Source organism: Arthrobacter sp. SAFR-023, from assembly GCF_051965295.1.
In the GTDB taxonomy this organism is placed as follows: domain Bacteria; phylum Actinomycetota; class Actinomycetes; order Actinomycetales; family Micrococcaceae; genus Arthrobacter.
Genome location: NZ_JBQCMF010000012.1, coordinates 31,626 through 47,432, shown reverse-complemented (window position 1 = coordinate 47,432; position 15,807 = coordinate 31,626). Strand labels below are relative to the sequence as shown.

Genomic DNA, 15,807 nt, shown 5'->3' with positions numbered 1-15,807 from the left:
GACTCGCAGGCACCGTACCGAAGATAGGCAAGCAATGCGCATCGTGATCGCGCCGGACAAGTTCAAGGGCTCACTCTCCGCCCCGGACGTCGCCCGGCACCTTGAAACCGGGCTGCGTTCCGCCACAGCGGACCGCCCCGGCACCCTCGGAGAAGAGGGCACCCTTGAGGTCCTGCGGATTCCCGTGGCCGACGGCGGCGAGGGCACCCTCGACGCCGCCGTCGGCTCCGGCTTCATCCGCCGCAGCGCCGTGGTCAGCGGCCCCACCGGGCAGCCGTTGACGGCGGAGTTCGCGGTCCGCGGCCGGGAGGCCGTGATCGAAATGGCCGCGGCGTCCGGCCTCGCGGTTTTGCCGAATTACGACGGCGGGCGGCCGGGTTCCGCAACCGCCCGCACCGCCAGCAGCGTGGGAACCGGTGAACTGATCCGAGCGGCGCTCGACGCCGGCTGCCGGCAGATCATCCTGGGCGTTGGCGGCAGCGCCAACACCGACGGCGGCGCGGGCGTCCTGCAGGGACTCGGCGCCCGGATGCTCGACGCCGACGGCAACGAACTGCCCGTCGGCGGCGCCGCCCTGGCGCACCTCGCCTCCATCGACTTCTCCGGCTTCGACACCCGGCTGGAGGAGTCCCGCTTCATCCTGGCGAGCGACGTGGACAACCCGCTGCTCGGGCCGGAAGGCGCGGCGGCCATCTTCGGGCCGCAGAAGGGCGCCACCGCCGCCGACGTCGGCGAGCTGGACGCCGCACTGGCCAACTTTGTCCAGGTCCTCGCCGCGGAGATCGGGCCGCGCGCGGTCAAGGCCGCCAACGCACCGGGTGCCGGAGCGGCCGGCGGCGTCGGCTATGCCGCCATCGCGGCACTGGCGGCATCACGCCGCCCGGGCATCGACGTCGTGCTTGAATTCACCCGGCTGGCAGAGCGGCTGGCCGGAGCGGACCTGGTGATCACCGGCGAAGGCAGCCTCGACGAACAGAGCCTGCTCGGCAAGACGCCCATGGGCGTGGCCCGGGCAGCCGCCGAAGCCGGCGTGCCGGTTCTCGCCGTCTGCGGCCGGACCACCCTTTCGCAGGAACAGCAGCAGACTTCCGGCTTCCGGCAGGTCTATCCCCTGACGGCGCTGGAGAGCAATGTAGAGATATGTATAGCCGAAGCAGGACGCCTGCTTGAAGAATTGGGTCAGCACATCGGCGTGCACCTGACCCACAGTGCTTACACGAAGGAGCCCCTGAATGTCTGAAGAACGCTTTGACCTGGTCATCCGGGGCCGGCGCATCCTCACCACCGCCGGGATCGCAGCCCGTGAAGTGGGCGTGCGCGGCGGCAAGATCGTTGCCTTGGAACCGCTCGGCAACGGGCTCGCCGGCGCCGAGGTCATCGAACTCGCCGACGACGAAACCCTGATCCCGGGCCTCGTGGACACCCACGTCCACGTCAACGAGCCCGGCCGTACCGAGTGGGAGGGCTTCGCCTCCGCCACCCGCGCCGCCGCGGCCGGCGGCGTCACCACCATCATCGACATGCCGCTGAACTCCATCCCGCCCACCACCAACGTGGACGGCCTCAAGCTCAAGCGCGAGGTGGCCGAGGACCAGGCCTTCGTGGACGTCGGATTCTGGGGCGGCGCGATCCCCGGCAACAAGGCCGACCTGCGCCCGCTGCACGACGAGGGCGTCTTCGGCTTCAAGTGCTTCCTGCTGCACTCCGGCGTGGACGAGTTCCCGCACCTGGAGGCGGACGAGATGGAGGAGGACATGCGCGAGCTGAAGTCCTTCGACTCCCTCATGATCGTCCACGCCGAGGACTCGCACGCGATCGACCACGCACCCCACCCCGGCGGCGCCCACTACTCCACCTTCCTGGCCTCCCGCCCCCGCGGCGCCGAGAACAAAGCCATCGCCGAGGTGATCGAGCGCGCCCGCTGGACCGGCGCCCGCGCGCACATCCTGCACCTCTCGTCGTCGGACGCGCTGCCCATGATCGCGTCGGCAAAGCGCGACGGCGTGCACCTCACCGTGGAAACCTGCCCGCACTATCTCACGCTGATGGCCGAGGAAATCCCCGACGGCGCCACCGCGTACAAGTGCTGCCCGCCCATCCGCGAGGCCTCCAACCGCGAGCTGCTCTGGCAGGGCCTGCAGGACGGCACCATCGACTGCATCGTCTCCGACCACTCGCCGTCCACACTGGATCTGAAGGACCTGGAAAACGGTGACTTCGCCGTGGCCTGGGGCGGCGTCTCCTCGCTGCAGCTGGGCCTGTCCCTGATCTGGACCGAGGCCCGGCACCGCGGCATCCCGCTGGAGCAGGTGGTGTCGTGGATGGCCGAGAAGCCTGCCAATCTGGCCCGCCTTTCCAACAAGGGCCAGCTGGCCCTGGGGTACGACGCCGACTTCTCCGTCTTCGCGCAGGACGAGGCCTTCGTGGTGGACGTGTCCAAGCTCAAGCACAAGAACCCCATCACCCCCTACGACGGCAAGGCACTCTCCGGCGTGGTCCGCCGCACGTACCTGCGCGGCAACGTGGTGGACGGCCAGACCCCCGGCGGCAAGCTGATCCGCCGCGGCGGCATCTGAGGACCGTGCGGTGGCTGTGCATGCCCATTCACCGCGCGGCACAGGTGCGCAGACGGGCCCCGCGCTCAAGGCCCACGGGCTTGCCGTCTGGGTAACCCCGGATGACGAGGACATCGATGAAACGGTCCTGGCGCGTGCGGCGGAACTGCTGCTGGCACGCGCCCTGAAGTTTGCTCCGGAGGCGGAAGTCCATGTCTGGCCCGCCGCCGGAGCTGCAACCTCCGCTGCCGCCGCCCCAGGGGAGGGTGCGGCTGGCAGCGGAACCCAGGAGCCGTCGTCGTCCGTTCCGGAGGACTCCCCGGAAACGGACGACGACGGCGCACCGCACCTCCCGCCGTCGGCCGGGCACGTCAGCCGGGTGGCCGTGGACCTTTCCCGGTCCGAAGTGCTGCTCGACGGCGAGCGGGTGCCGCTGACCGGCGTCGAGTTCAAGCTGCTGCGCTACCTCGTGGAGCACTGCTCGCAAACCGTCGACCGGGAGGAGCTGCGGCTGTTCCTGGAGTCGTTCGACAGCCCCGGCGCCGCGACCCGCTCCATCGACGTCTACGTGGGGCGGGTGCGGCGGAAGCTGCGCGGCGGCCGGCACGCGATCGCCACGGTCCGCGGCGGCGGCTACCGCTTCATCTGCGGACCCGCAGCAACCGTGCGCGGCCCGGCGGAATACAGTATCTAGGGCCGCTGTTATCTACATCAGTGACGATCAGTCATTGTGCTTGACCAGATTTTTCGCTCGACCCAGATCCATCAGAAGGAATGCCATGAGCCCCAAACTGACCACCAAGCTCCAGCCCGGAACCCAGGCGCCCGACTTCACCCTGCAGGACGCGGAAGGCAAGCAGACCGCGCTGGCCGACTACCGCGGCAAGAACGTCATCGTTTACTTCTACCCGGAAGCGGCCACCCCCGGCTGCACCACCGAGGCCTGCGACTTCCGCGACAACCTGGCTTCCTTCCAGGGCTCCGGCTACGCGGTGCTGGGCATCTCCCCCGACGCGCCGGAGAAGCTGGCCAACTTCACGGGCGACTTCGATCTCACCTTCCCGCTGCTGGCCGACGAGGACCATGCCGTGGCCCTGGCCTACGGTGCCTGGGGCGAAAAACTCATCGACGGCGAAGTCCACGAGGGCATCGTCCGCTCCACTGTGGTCCTGGATCCCGAAGGCAAGGTCACGCTGGCCCAGTACCAGGTCAAGGCGCAGGGCCACGTGCAGGCGCTCCGCGAACAGCTCGGCGTCTAGCCCCAACGCTCTCGTTACCTTTCGTCGCCAAGTCCCAGACGCGTCCTCACCTTTGGTCGCCTAATCCCAGACGCGTCCTCAACTTTGGTCGCTTAAAACGAAACGCTCCTGCATCAACTGCAGGAGCGTTTCGGGTTAAGCGGCAGGACCTGAGGAAGGGGCCTGTTTGAAGCGGCAAGACGTGAGGAAGGGTCCTACTTCAGGACCAGGATCATTTCAGGACCACGGTGCGGTTGCCGTTCAGGATGATTCGGCCTTCGCAGTGCCAGCGGACGGCGTTGCTGAGCGCCTTGCACTCGGTGTCGCGCCCGGCGGCGACCAGGTCCTCGGGACCGAAGGTGTGGTCCACCTCCACCACCTGCTGCGCGATGATCGGGCCCTCATCGAGCTCCGCGTTGACGTAGTGCGCGGTGGCGCCCACGGTCTTCACGCCGCGGGCATAGGCCTGGTGGTACGGCTTGGCGCCCTTGAACGACGGCAGGAACGAATGGTGGATGTTGATTGCCTTGCCGTCCAGCTTCCGTGCGAGGTCGTCGCTGAGGACCTGCATGTAGCGGGCCAGCACCACCAGCTCGACGTCGAGCTCGTCCACGATTTCCAGCAGCCGCGCCTCCGCCTGCGGCTTGGTGGCCGCCGTGACAGGGACGTGGAAGAAGGGGATGTCGTGCCACTCCACAAGGGTCTGGTGGTCGGTGTGGTTGGACACCACGCCCACAACCTCGATGGGAAGCTCCCCCACCCGGGCCCTGAAGAGCAGGTCGTTGAGGCAGTGGCCAAACTTCGAGACCATGATCAGGACCTTGCGGCGGGACCCGTTCCGCTCCAGCCGCCACTTCATGTCGTACTTCTCCGCCACCGGGGTGAACGCGGCACGCAGCTGCTCCAGCGTGGCTTCGTTGCCGTCGGACGCGAAGTGGACTCGCATGAAGAAGTGGCCTTCGGACCGGTCGCCGAACTGCTTGTTGTCGATGATGTCGCAGCCGTACTCCAGCAGGAAGCCGGAGACGGCGTGCACGATGCCCGGGCCTTCGGGGCAGTCGAGGGTCAGGACGTGCTCGACGCCGCTGTTCGCCTGTTCGGAGGCGCGGTTCTCAGTCTGAATAGCAGTCATGGTTTCAGCACTCAATTACATTCACGGCGAGGCCTCCTCGAGAGGTTTCCTTGTACTTGGTTTTCATGTCGGCGCCGGTTTCGCGCATGGTCTTGATGGCCTTGTCCAGGGACACCTTGTGGCTGCCGTCCCCGTGCAGGGACAGGCGCGCCGCGTTAATGGCCTTGACGCTGGCGATCGCGTTCCGCTCGATGCACGGAATCTGCACCAGGCCGCCCACGGGGTCGCAGGTCAGCCCGAGGTTATGTTCGATCCCCACCTCGGCCGCGTTCTCCACCTGCTCGGGCGTACCGCCCAGCACCTCACAGAGCCCGGCGGCCGCCATGGAGCAGGCCGAGCCCACCTCGCCCTGGCAGCCCACCTCGGCACCGGAGATGGAGGCGTTGATCTTGAAAAGAATCCCGACGGCGGCTGCCGCCAGCAGGAAGCGGACCACACCGTCGTCGTCCGCCCCCGGAACAAACTTCACGTAGTAGTGCAGGACCGCCGGCACGATTCCGGCCGCCCCGTTGGTGGGGGCGGTGACGATGCGGCCGCCGGCCGCGTTCTCCTCGTTGACCGCCAGCGCGAAGAGGTTCACCCACTCCATGGCCCGGAGCGGATCCGTCACACCAGTGTCCGCCGTCAGCGTCTGGTACAGCTGCGGCGCCCGCCGCCTCACGTTCAGCCCGCCGGGCAGGATGCCTTCCGCGGCGCAGCCGTTGTCCACGCATTCGCGCATGACGGCCCACAGCTTCAGCAGCTCCTCGCGGAGCTCCGCCTCGCTGCGCCACACCAGTTCATTGGCGAGCATCACGTCCGAGATCGACATGTTTTCGCGGCTGCAGATCTCCAGGAGCTCATTGGCCGTGGTGAAGGGGTACGGCAGCGGGGTTTCGTCCGCCACCACCTTGGCGCCGGCGTCGGCATCACCGTCAACGACGAAGCCGCCGCCGATGGAGTAGAAGCTCCGTTCACTGAGCACCGTGCCGGCATGGTCCAGGGCGCGGAAGGTCATGCCGTTGGGGTGGGCCGGCAGCGACTTGCGCCGGTGCAGCACCACGTCCTCGTCCCAGTTGAAGTCCACCCGGTGGTCCCCGCCGATCCGCAGTTCGGCGTCCAGCGCGGCGGCTGCCACCTGGTCATCGGCAGTGGAGGTGTCCACCGTTTCCGGGTCCAGGCCCTGCAGGCCCAGCACCACGGCCTTGTCGGAGCCGTGGCCCCGGCCGGTGGCACCGAGCGACCCGAACAGCTCCGCCTGGACCCGGGTGGTGGCGCTCAGCAGCCCGCCGCCCTTGAGCCCGTCGGCGAACTGCTTCGCCGCCCGCATCGGGCCGACCGTGTGTGAAGACGACGGCCCGATGCCAACGGAAAACAGGTCCAGGGCGCTAAGCGCCATTAGGGCACCTCGGGGGAAGCGAACTCCCTCATGGCGTCCAGCAGCCAGCGGCCCAGGTAGTCAGCGAACGAGGCGCGGGGGAACAGCCGGTAGCTTTCCTCCCCGGTCTTGAACAGGACCACCGGGATGTTGCCGACCTCGGTGTTCAGGGCGGTGCCCGGCTTGAGGACGCGCGGGTGCAGGTCCAGGGCGCAGCCCTTTTCCAGCACTGCCCGGGCCTGCGGTCCGGACAGCTCGAACGTGGTGCGGTTGGCGGACAGGTCCACCACCTGCCCGGCGCCGTCGCCCAGGGCGGACGTGAGGGAGCCGATCAGGTCCCCGCCCAGGGAGTCGTGGGCGTCTTCCGGCGCCACGACCAGGAACTCCTGCGGGCCGAGCCACAGAACGCTGAGCCGGTCCGTGCCGCGGACTTCGCCGCAGCGCACCGGCAGGCCGCCGGTGACGGAGCCGATCCGGGTGCCGGCCTCGGAGTTGGGGTCCACGCGGACACCGGCCATGGTCTGGAACGGGCCCTCGTTGAGGGTGAGTGTTCCCTGCACGGACCCGGCGTCGAATGCTTCGGCCAGGTGGGAGGCCGGGCTGCGGCGGATTTCCCGGAGTCCATTGATGCCTGTGAAGGCTGCGGTGTTAGCCATCTTTGCGGGTCCCTTCGGGGTCAAACAGTACGGTTTCTGCCACGACTACGTCGACGAGCTGGTTGCCGGCCGCGGCCACCAGTGTCTCGCCGATCCGGTTGCGGCCGTTCTTGATCAGGGCCAGGCCGAACGAGCGGCCGAGGGCGGCACTGTGGTAGCTGGAGGTCACGAAGCCCTGCATCGGGACCGGGCCGTAGGCGGGGTTCGCCGGGATGCCCTTCTCGATCAGCTGGGTTCCTTCCGGCAGCCTCAGCGAGCCGTCCACCGGCAGGACGCTGACCAGGTGCTTGCGGTCATCGCGGTGCTGGTCGATGCGGGAGTAGGAGCGCTTGCCGATGAAGTCCTTGGCCTTGGAGACGATCCATTCCATGCCGGCGTCCTGCGGGGTGACGGTGCCGTCGGTGTCCTGCCCGACGATCGGGTAGCCCTTCTCGGCGCGCAGCACGTGCATGGTTTCGGTGCCGTATGGGGTGATGTTGAATTCGGCACCGGCCGCGGCCACGGATTCCCAGGTGTTCAGCCCGTACCAGGACGGCACGTTGATTTCGTAGGCCAGTTCACCGGAGAACGAGATCCGGCAGATGCGCGCCTTCACGCCGGACGCGAGGGTGGTTTCGCGGAAGGTCATGAACGGGAACACCTCGGCGTCCAGTCCGCCGTTGGCGGCCAGTTCCGGGGCAACCTTGGCGATGACGTCGCGGGATTTGGGCCCGACGACGGCGATCGTGCTCCACTGTTCGGTCACCGAGGTGCAGTGCACGTCGAGTTCCGGCCATTCGGTCTGCAGCCATTCCTCCAGCCAGTCCAGCACCTTGGCGGCGCCGCCGGTGGTGGTGGTCATGAAGAAGGTTTCCTCGTCCAGGCGCAGGGTCACGCCGTCGTCGAAGATCATGCCGTCCGAGAGGCACATGACGCCGTAGCGGGCGGAACCCGGCTTGAGCTTCTTGAACGCGTTGGTGTAGATCCGGTTCAGGAACTCACCGGCGTCCTTGCCGCGGATCTCGATCTTGCCGAGGGTGGTGGCGTCCATGAAGCCCACGGAATCACGGACGGCGGCGCACTCGCGAAGCACTGCCTCGTCCATGTCCTCGCCGTTCTGCGGGTAGTACCAGGGACGCTTCCACTGCCCGACGTCCTCGAACAGGGCGCCCTGGGCAACGTGCCACGGGTGGATAGAGGTGACGCGGGCGGGGTCGAACAGCTCGCCGCGCTGGCGTCCGGCCAGTGCCGCGAAGGCCACCGGCGTGAACGGTGCACGGTAGGTGGTGGTGCCGATGTCGCCGATGCCCCGGGAGGCCTCGCCGGCCTGGCGGAGCGCCGCGGCGATGACGCCGATGGCGTTCACGCCGGACGTCTTGCCCTGGTCGTTGGCGGTGCTGATGGAGGTGTAGCGCTTGACGTGCTCGACGGACCGCATGCCTGCGCCGGTGGAGCGCAGGACGTCGGCCACGGACTGGTCACGCTGGAAGTCCACGAAGTGGTGGTGCCAGTCGTCCGGGGTTCCGGTCTGGCCGGGGACCAGCCAGAGCTGGCGGGTCGGGGCGGATGCCTTCGGCTCCGCCAGGGTGGACGGCTCGACGGCGGACTCGAAGCCGGCGGCAATCGCGGCGGCCGCACCGGCCGAGATGCCCTCGGCCAGGCAGTCAGCCAGTTCGAAGCTGCCGCGGCCGGAGCCGATGGTCTGCTGGTTCGGGACCACGGTGGCCGGCACGAAGGCTGCCAGGTCCTCGTCCCAGCGCAGCTTGCCCTGGCGCTGTGAGTGCAGGTGCACCAGCGGGCTCCAGCCGCCGGAGACAGCCAGCAGGTCGGCGGCGATCTCTTCGATGCCCGAGGTGAGTTCGCCGTCGTCGTTGATGCTGCGGACGGTGACGCTGTTCAGCCGGCCGTCTGCTGCGTCCTCCGAGGAGGAGGTGTTGGCAACCGCGCTGCCGATCAGCACCCGGGTGCCGGCTTCGGCGGCGGCGGCAGCCACCGGCGTGAGGGCGGGACGGGCGTCGACGACGGCGGCGACCTTGACGCCGGCGGCGACCAGGTCCGAGGCCAGGGCGTAGGCGCTGTCGTTGGTGGTGCTGATGACCACGCGCTGCCCGGCGGCCACGGCGTAGCGGTTCAGGTAGCTGCGGACGGCCGAGGCGAGCATGATGCCCGGGCGGTCGTTGTTCTCGAACACCAGCGGACGCTCGTGGGCGCCGGGGGCCAGGACAACCTGGCTGGCGCGGATGTGCCAAATACGCTGGCGGGAGACGCCTGCTGCGGCCGGGCTGGTGAGGTGGTCGGTGCGGTTCTGGACCGCGATGACGTAGTTGGCGTCGTAGGCACCGAAGGCGGTGGTGCGGTTCAGCACGGTGCTTTCGGCGCCGGAAACCAGCTCGGCCTCGACGTCGGCGACCCATTCGAGGGCGGGCTTGCCCTCGATGGTTTCCGCCAGGTCGGGGGCGGTCGACCCGGACAGCAGCGACCCGCCGAGTTCGGGCTGGTCGTCCATGAGGATGACGCGGGCGCCGCTGCGGACAGCTTCGCGGGCAGCGGCCAGGCCGGCGGGGCCGCCGCCGATCACCAGGATGTCGGCGTGGACGTACTTCTTGTCGTACTCGGCGCGGTCGTCCGCCGGGTCCAGCTTGCCCAGGCCGTTCAGGAAGCCGGCCTTCAGGCCGTCCACCAGGGAAACGGTGGTGGCGGGGAGCATGGACTCGGCAACGTCGCCGGGGAACCGGGCCTCGATGCGGACCAGGGCGTTGGGTTCTTCCACGCCGGCGGCCAGGATGCCGCGGGCGCGGTCCTCGTACAGGGAGTTGCCGGCGGCGACGCGGCCGTTGGCCAGCAGTGCGGAGGCCAGGGTGTCGCCCGGGTGTCCGGTGAATTCCTCGCCGTCCACGGTGAAGCGCCAGGAGATGCTGCGGTCGATGCGGCCGCCGCTGCTGAGGCGCGCGTTCTGGGAGGTCACTTGGTCGCTCCTTCCGGGGCGGTGCTGGGGCTGAGGGGGGTGGTGCTGGCGGCGCCGGTGCTTGCGGTGCCGGTGTCAGCTGCCGGGGGGAAGGGCGCGGCGGGCCGCGGCACCCCCATCGGGTAGACGGCCTGGATGTCATACGTGACCGTGTCGCGGAGCATGTTGAACCACTGCCGGCAGCCGGTGCTGTGCACCCACCGCTCGGCGAAGGTGCCCTTGGTGTTCTCGCGGTAGAACAGGTACTCGGCCCATTCCCGGTCGGTGAGGTCGTTGGGGTTCTCGGGGTACGGCACGTGGGCCTGGCCGCCGTAGTGGAACTCGGTTTCGTCCCGCGAGCCGCAGTTGGGGCAGGAGATAAGCAGCATGTGCGTCTTCTTTCTTGTGGACCGTGGCTAGTGGGCGACGGCGGCAGCGCCGTGTTCGTCGATCAGGGCACCGGTTTCGAAGCGTTCCAAGGCGAAAGGCTTGTTCAGCTTGTGCGGTGCGCCGGTGGCGATGGTGTGCGCGAAGGTCAGGCCGGCGGCCGGCGTGCCCTTGAAGCCGCCGGTTCCCCAGCCGCAGTTGACGAACATGTTGTCCACCGGGGTGGTGCCCACGATCGGCGAGGCATCCAGCGTGGTGTCCACGATGCCGCCCCAGGTCCGGAGAACGTGTGCCCGGGCAAAGATCGGGAACAGCTCGACGGCGGCCGCCATCTGGTGCTCGATCACGTGGAAGGAGCCGCGCTGGCCGTAGCCGTTGTACGAGTCGACGCCGGCGCCCATGACCAGTTCGCCCTTGTGTGCCTGGGAGACGTACACGTGGACGTGGTTGGACATGACCACCGTCGGGTGGACGGGCTCGTGCAGCTCGGAGACCAGTGCCTGCAGCGGGTGGGACTGGATGGGGAGCCGGAAGCCGGCCATCTCGGCCAGGACCGAGCTGTGCCCGGCGGCGCAGAGGCCCACCTTCTCAGTGTTGATGGTGCCGCGGTTGGTCTTGACGCCCACCACGCGGTTGCCGTCCTTGACGAAGCCGGTGACTTCGCAGTTCTGGATGATGTCCACGCCCAGCTCGTCGCACTTGCGGGCGAAGGCCCAGGCTACGTGGTCGTGCTTGGCGATGCCGGCGCGCGGCTGGTAGGTGGCGCCCATGACCGGGTAGCGGATGTCGTCCCGGATGTTCAGGATGGGGCAGAGTTCCTTGACCTGCTGCGGGTCCAGCCATTCCGCGTCCACGCCGTTGAGCTTGTTGGCGCCCACGCGGCGGATGCTCTCACGCACGTCGCCCAGGGTGTGGGCCAGGTTCATCACGCCGCGCTGGCTGAAGAGGAAGTCGTATTCCAGCTCCTCGGGCAGGATCTCCCACAGCTTCAGGGCGTGCTCGTAGATGGCGGCGCTCTCGTCCCAGAGGTAGTTGGAACGGATGATGGTGGTGTTGCGCGCCATGTTGCCGCCGGCCAGCCAGCCCTTTTCCAGGACGGCGATGTTGGTCATGCCGTGGTTCTTGGCCAGGAAGTACGCGGTGGCCAGGCCGTGCCCGCCGCCGCCGACGATCACGGCATCATAGGAGGACTTGGGCTCCGGGTTGTGCCACAGGAAGTCCGGGTGCTCCGGGAGCTGCTGGGTGCTCACTGGGCTGCTCCAATCATGTCGTTTTCAAAGGCGGCAATCTCGTTGGCGCCGCTGAGCTGGGGGTACAGGGGGAACTGCTCGGCGAGCGCAGTGACGCGGGCGCGGAGCTCGGCGGCGGTGCCGTCGTCGAGCGTTCCGGTGCCCGCCGCACTGGTGAGGGCGTTGGCGATGATGTCCGCGACCTCGGTGAATGCGGCGGCGCCGAAGCCGCGGGTGGCCAGCGCGGGGGTGCCGATCCGGAGGCCGGAGGAGACCATCGGCGGGCGGGGGTCGAACGGGACCGCGTTGCGGTTGACGGTGATGCCGATGCGGTGCAGCACGTCCTCTGCCTGCTGTCCGTCCAGTTCGGAGTTCCGCAGGTCAACGAGGACCAGGTGGACGTCCGTACCGCCGTTGACCACCGTGATGCCGGCGGCTTCGACGTCGGGCTGCAGGAAGCGTTCGGCGAGCAGCTTGGCGCCCTCCAGGACGCGTTCCTGGCGTTCCTTGAAGCCCTCGGTTGCGGCGAGCTTGAAGGCCACGGCCTTGGCGGCGATGACGTGCTCGAGCGGGCCGCCCTGCTGGCCGGGGAAGACGGCGCTGTTGATCTTCTTGGCGTACTGCTCCTTGGCGAGGATGACGCCGCCGCGGGGGCCGCCCAGGGTCTTGTGCGTGGTGGTGGTGACGACGTCGGCGTACGGCACCGGGTTGGGGTGGAGGCCTGCGGCGACGAGGCCGGCGAAGTGGGCCATGTCCACCATCAGGTAGGCACCGACCAGGTCGGCGATCCGGCGGAACTCGGCGAAGTCGAGCTGGCGGGAGTAGGCGGACCAGCCGGCCACGATGAGCTTGGGCTTGTGCTCGAGCGCCAAGGCCTCGACCTCTGCCATGTCCACCCGGAGGTCGGATTCGCGCACGTGGTACGGGACCACGTTGTAGAGCTTGCCGGAGAAGTTGATCTTCATGCCGTGGGTGAGGTGGCCGCCGTGGGCCAGGGAAAGGCCGAGGATGGTGTCGCCCGGGTTCAGCAGTGCGAACATGGCGGCGGCGTTGGCCTGGGCGCCGGAGTGCGGCTGGACGTTGGCGAACTCGGCGCCGAACAGTGCCTTCACGCGGTCGATGGCCAGCTGTTCAACGACGTCGACGTGCTCGCAGCCGCCGTAGTAGCGCTTGCCCGGGTAGCCCTCGGCGTACTTGTTGGTGAGGACCGAACCCTGCGCCTCCATGACGGCCGCGGGAGCAAAGTTCTCCGAGGCGATCATTTCCAGCGTGGACTGCTGGCGGTCCAGCTCGCGGGCGACGGCTTGCTGGATCTCGGGATCGACTGCGGAAAGTCGGTCGTTCAACTGCTCAACCACGAATGCTCCTTATGAAATACCACTTAGCTTGGGACTGATATATCAGTGTGAGGTCAATGGTATGATTGAGCTCACAACAGAGTCAATAGCAGGGAGCAAAATGACAACCAGCTTCCGCTTGGAGCCCACGAACGGAGTCCCGCTGTGAATGCTCTTCCCGCCATGCCGCCCGCCGAGGACGAAACACTGTCCCAGGCCGAGGCTGCGTACCGGCAGCTGCGCGACAAACTGATCATGCTGGACATCCGGCCGGGCGAGCCCATCAACGACGGCCAGCTGGCGGCTGAGCTGGGGTTCGGGCGCACGCCGGTGCGTGAGGCCATCAAGCGGCTGGAGGTGGACCACCTCGTGGTGTCCTACCCGCGCCGTGGAACATTCGCCACCACCGTGGACTTCACGGAACTGGCCGACGTCTCCGAAATCCGGGAACTGCTGGAGCCCCTCGCGGCGCGCCGGGCGGCCAAGCGGGCGAACACCGCCATGCGCGAGGAGCTCCTGGACGTCGCGAAGGCCATCTCGGAGCTGGCGCCCACCCCCGCGCAGTCGCGGGAGCTCATGCGCTACGACCTGACGGTGCACCGCCTGATCTACCGTGCCGCCGCCAACCCGCACCTCGAGGACACCCTGATCCGTTATGACAACCTGGCCACGCGCATCTGGTGCCTGGTCCTGGACAAGGTCCCCTCGGTGAGCGGCCACATCAACGAGCACGTGGACCTGCTGAAGGCTGTGGCGGAGGGGGACGCGGACAAGGCAGGCGAGCTCGCGCTGCATCACGTGACGAGCTTCGAGGAGACCATCCGCAAGGTGCTGTAGAACAGGACGCCGCGCCGTTACGCCGCCTGGACCAGTCGCATCAGTGCGGAAGCGTCGCACCTCACGCGACAGGACCTGAGGCCGCGTCCCACCTCAAGCGACAGGACCTGAGGACGCGTTCGGCATCAAACGACAGGACCTGAGGCCGCGTCCCACCTCACGCTTCTTAACCCCCAAACGCTTCCTCAGGTTTCGGGGGAATCCCCCGGGGTGTTCCCCGGGGGATTCCCGCCTCATCGGGTGTTCAAAGGAAGTTAGTGGCCACCGCCCCCGATCACGCCCTTCTCGACGGCCTTCGTGACCGCGTCAGCTTCGGCCTGGGTCAGGGTGCCGTCCTTGACGGCCGCGTCCAGCCTGGTCTTCAAGGCTGCGGCTCGCTCCGCCTGGCCGGCGGCGCGGATTTCCGTCAGCGCCGCTGTGACCTTGGATTCGTCGACGCCGAGGGCCGTCGCCAGGGACTTCGCCATTGCCGCGTCCTGGGCGGTGTGGTCAGGCTTGGTGCCCTCAGTCGGCGCCGTCGTTGGCTTGTTGGCCTCGCGGAACGCCTGGATCGCCTCGGTCACCTTCGCTTCGTCAACACCCAGCTTGGTGGCAAGGTCCGCCGCGATCTGGCCGCGGTCCCCGCCCTTGTGGCCGCCGCGCATGCCGTGGCCGTCAGTCGATGCGCTGCTGTCCGCCGTCGTACTGGACGTTGCGCTGGGGCTCGGAGTGGTGGCGGCTGAGGCCATTCCCGTGACCCCCAGGCCGGCGCCCAGCGCCAGGGCGCCGGCGGTGATGCCGAGGGTGATTCTCTTGGTTCGTGACATGGTGTCTCCTTAATCGGCCGTGCGGTACGGCTTTGAACGGAAGGGCATCTGTCCTAGCCCTTCATCAAAGATCCGGCAGCAGCTTAGGGCGCCGCTGTTCGGAAACTGTCAGGAGGCTGTGAACCCTGGCGGCAGCAAAACCGACCCTTGGTACGACTGACGGAAATTTTCAACCAATGAAATCCGGGCATACTTTGGCCCCCCTGGTCCGCCAAGCTTGTCCGGAAAGACGTCCCCGCGGCCATGCCGAAGAAAGAAGGAAGCAATGACCCTCAGCGTCGAGGAAATGAACAAGCAGCTGCCGGTTGCCAATGCGTTGCCCGGCGAAGCCGTGCCCTACTACATGGCCTCCGGCGAGGGTGCCCGCTACGAAATCGACGGGCAGCTGGTGACCGTGATCGCCCGCGCCGCGGACACCGGCGGCATCTTCAGCGCCGCCTACATTTCCGGTGGCATGGGAGCCGAATCCCCCTTCATCAGCCACCGGATCGAGCACAAGACCCTGTACGTGTTTGACGGCATCCTCCATGTCTGGCTTCCCGGCGAAAGCCGTATCCTGACCCCGGGTGATTCTGTGGTGATTCCGCCGGGAACACCGCACGCGTACCGGATGGCCAGCCACTACACGCGCTTCCTGAACTGGATGACGCCCGGCGGTGCCGAGGCCTACTACGAGCGGGTCGGCACGCCCATCGATTCGCACGTTCCGCCGGTCCACGCCGGCCACCGGCTGAGCTCCCGGGAAGCTGCGGAAGTCGGCGCCGAATTCGGTATCACCTTCCCGGACGTGGAGCGGGTGGCACCGTCCCTGCAGCAGAATGCCGGGCTGCCTGCCACGCTGAGCCCCTACTTCCTCAGTGCCGGCGAAGGCGAGCGCTTGGTCAGCTACCAGACCATGTTCAGCTACCTTTCCCGGCCGGAGAACACGGGCTCGAACTACTTCGCCGTCCACACGAAGGGCGCCAAGTCCCCATACATCCCGCTGCACTTCCACTCGGAGCACACCGAGAACTTCCTTTGCACCGAAGGCCGCATGTGGCTCTACGCCAATGGCCGTGAGGTCCTGCTCACCAAGGGCGACTTCCTGCACGCCCCGGCGGGCACCGTCCACTCCTTCGCGTTCGACTCCCACAACACGCAGATGGTCGGCTTCCTGACGCCGTCGGTCTTCAACGGCTTCTTCGAGTACTTCAACAAGCCCACGGACGACTACATGTACACGGAAGGCGGCGAGCCCTACATGGACATGGAAGGGTTCGGCCGGGCCCAGGCGGAAATGGACCTCACCGTCGTCGGCCCGCCGCCCCAGCGCCGCGCGGCCCTGGACATCTCCTAACCGCAAAAAGCAAC

At 67.8% G+C, this 15,807-nt stretch carries 14 protein-coding genes; 6 read left to right on the top strand and 8 right to left on the bottom strand.

Features of this window, described 5'->3' with window-relative positions; all coding sequences use genetic code 11:
• The first annotated feature begins 34 nt into the window (after window positions 1–34).
• From ACTHQX_RS13845 to bcp, 4 genes are all read left to right on the top strand, one after another.
• Window positions 35–1,240 (top strand): glycerate kinase, encoded by a 1,206-nt coding sequence (locus ACTHQX_RS13845; RefSeq protein ID WP_440157811.1) that lies wholly within the window; start codon window positions 35–37, stop codon window positions 1,238–1,240.
• Complete coding sequence (allB, locus tag ACTHQX_RS13840; protein WP_440157810.1) at window positions 1,233–2,576, top strand: allantoinase AllB; 1,344 nt, start codon at window positions 1,233–1,235, stop codon at window positions 2,574–2,576. Before ACTHQX_RS13845 ends, allB begins: the two co-directional genes overlap by 8 nt.
• Before the next feature lie 10 nt (window positions 2,577–2,586).
• Window positions 2,587–3,249 carry a winged helix-turn-helix domain-containing protein gene (locus tag ACTHQX_RS13835; protein ID WP_440157808.1) on the top strand — a complete coding sequence of 221 codons (663 nt, stop codon included), beginning with the start codon at window positions 2,587–2,589 and terminating at the stop codon, window positions 3,247–3,249.
• A gap of 85 nt (window positions 3,250–3,334) precedes the next feature.
• On the top strand, window positions 3,335–3,814 hold the full coding sequence (bcp, locus tag ACTHQX_RS13830; RefSeq protein WP_236805334.1) for a thioredoxin-dependent thiol peroxidase: 480 nt from the start codon (window positions 3,335–3,337) through the stop codon (window positions 3,812–3,814).
• A gap of 211 nt (window positions 3,815–4,025) precedes the next feature.
• On the opposite strand, the gene purU is transcribed toward bcp, so the two are convergent.
• Genes purU through glyA form a run of 7 tightly spaced genes read right to left on the bottom strand, consistent with a single transcriptional unit; the run spans window position 4,026 to window position 12,835 of the window.
• On the bottom strand, window positions 4,026–4,925 hold the full coding sequence (purU, locus tag ACTHQX_RS13825) for a formyltetrahydrofolate deformylase (protein WP_440157807.1): 900 nt from the start codon (window positions 4,923–4,925) through the stop codon (window positions 4,026–4,028).
• A gap of 4 nt (window positions 4,926–4,929) precedes the next feature.
• Entirely contained in the window at window positions 4,930–6,303 is a 1,374-nt protein-coding gene (locus tag ACTHQX_RS13820) for an L-serine ammonia-lyase (protein ID WP_440157806.1), read from the bottom strand.
• Entirely contained in the window at window positions 6,303–6,938 is a 636-nt protein-coding gene (locus ACTHQX_RS13815; protein WP_236805337.1) for a sarcosine oxidase subunit gamma, read from the bottom strand. Before ACTHQX_RS13815 ends, ACTHQX_RS13820 begins: the two co-directional genes overlap by 1 nt.
• Window positions 6,931–9,882, bottom strand: coding sequence for a sarcosine oxidase subunit alpha family protein (locus ACTHQX_RS13810; protein WP_236805338.1), 2,952 nt, complete (start codon window positions 9,880–9,882; stop codon window positions 6,931–6,933). The genes ACTHQX_RS13815 and ACTHQX_RS13810 overlap by 8 nt, the downstream gene beginning before the upstream one ends.
• A complete protein-coding gene (locus ACTHQX_RS13805; RefSeq protein WP_102971526.1) occupies window positions 9,879–10,250 on the bottom strand; it encodes a sarcosine oxidase subunit delta in 372 nt (123 codons plus the stop codon). Before ACTHQX_RS13805 ends, ACTHQX_RS13810 begins: the two co-directional genes overlap by 4 nt.
• 27 nt (window positions 10,251–10,277) lie before the next feature.
• Complete coding sequence (locus ACTHQX_RS13800) at window positions 10,278–11,498, bottom strand: sarcosine oxidase subunit beta family protein (protein ID WP_111904398.1); 1,221 nt, start codon at window positions 11,496–11,498, stop codon at window positions 10,278–10,280.
• Window positions 11,495–12,835, bottom strand: a complete 1,341-nt coding sequence (glyA, locus tag ACTHQX_RS13795) for a serine hydroxymethyltransferase (RefSeq protein WP_272912726.1) — start codon at window positions 12,833–12,835, stop codon at window positions 11,495–11,497. The genes ACTHQX_RS13800 and glyA overlap by 4 nt, the downstream gene beginning before the upstream one ends.
• Before the next feature lie 144 nt (window positions 12,836–12,979).
• Here glyA and ACTHQX_RS13790 point away from each other — a divergent pair, with 144 nt between their 5' ends.
• Window positions 12,980–13,651 carry a GntR family transcriptional regulator gene (locus tag ACTHQX_RS13790; protein ID WP_236805339.1) on the top strand — a complete coding sequence of 224 codons (672 nt, stop codon included), beginning with the start codon at window positions 12,980–12,982 and terminating at the stop codon, window positions 13,649–13,651.
• Between the two features lie 254 nt (window positions 13,652–13,905).
• On the opposite strand, the gene ACTHQX_RS13785 is transcribed toward ACTHQX_RS13790, so the two are convergent.
• Entirely contained in the window at window positions 13,906–14,457 is a 552-nt protein-coding gene (locus tag ACTHQX_RS13785; protein ID WP_236805340.1) for a hypothetical protein, read from the bottom strand.
• Window positions 14,458–14,722: 265 nt separating this feature from the next.
• Between ACTHQX_RS13785 and ACTHQX_RS13780 the strand changes: the two genes are divergently transcribed.
• The gene (locus ACTHQX_RS13780; RefSeq protein WP_236805341.1) at window positions 14,723–15,793 is read left to right on the top strand and encodes a quercetin 2,3-dioxygenase; all 1,071 of its coding nucleotides are present in this window, start codon (window positions 14,723–14,725) and stop codon (window positions 15,791–15,793) included.
• Window positions 15,794–15,807: the final 14 nt, after the last annotated feature.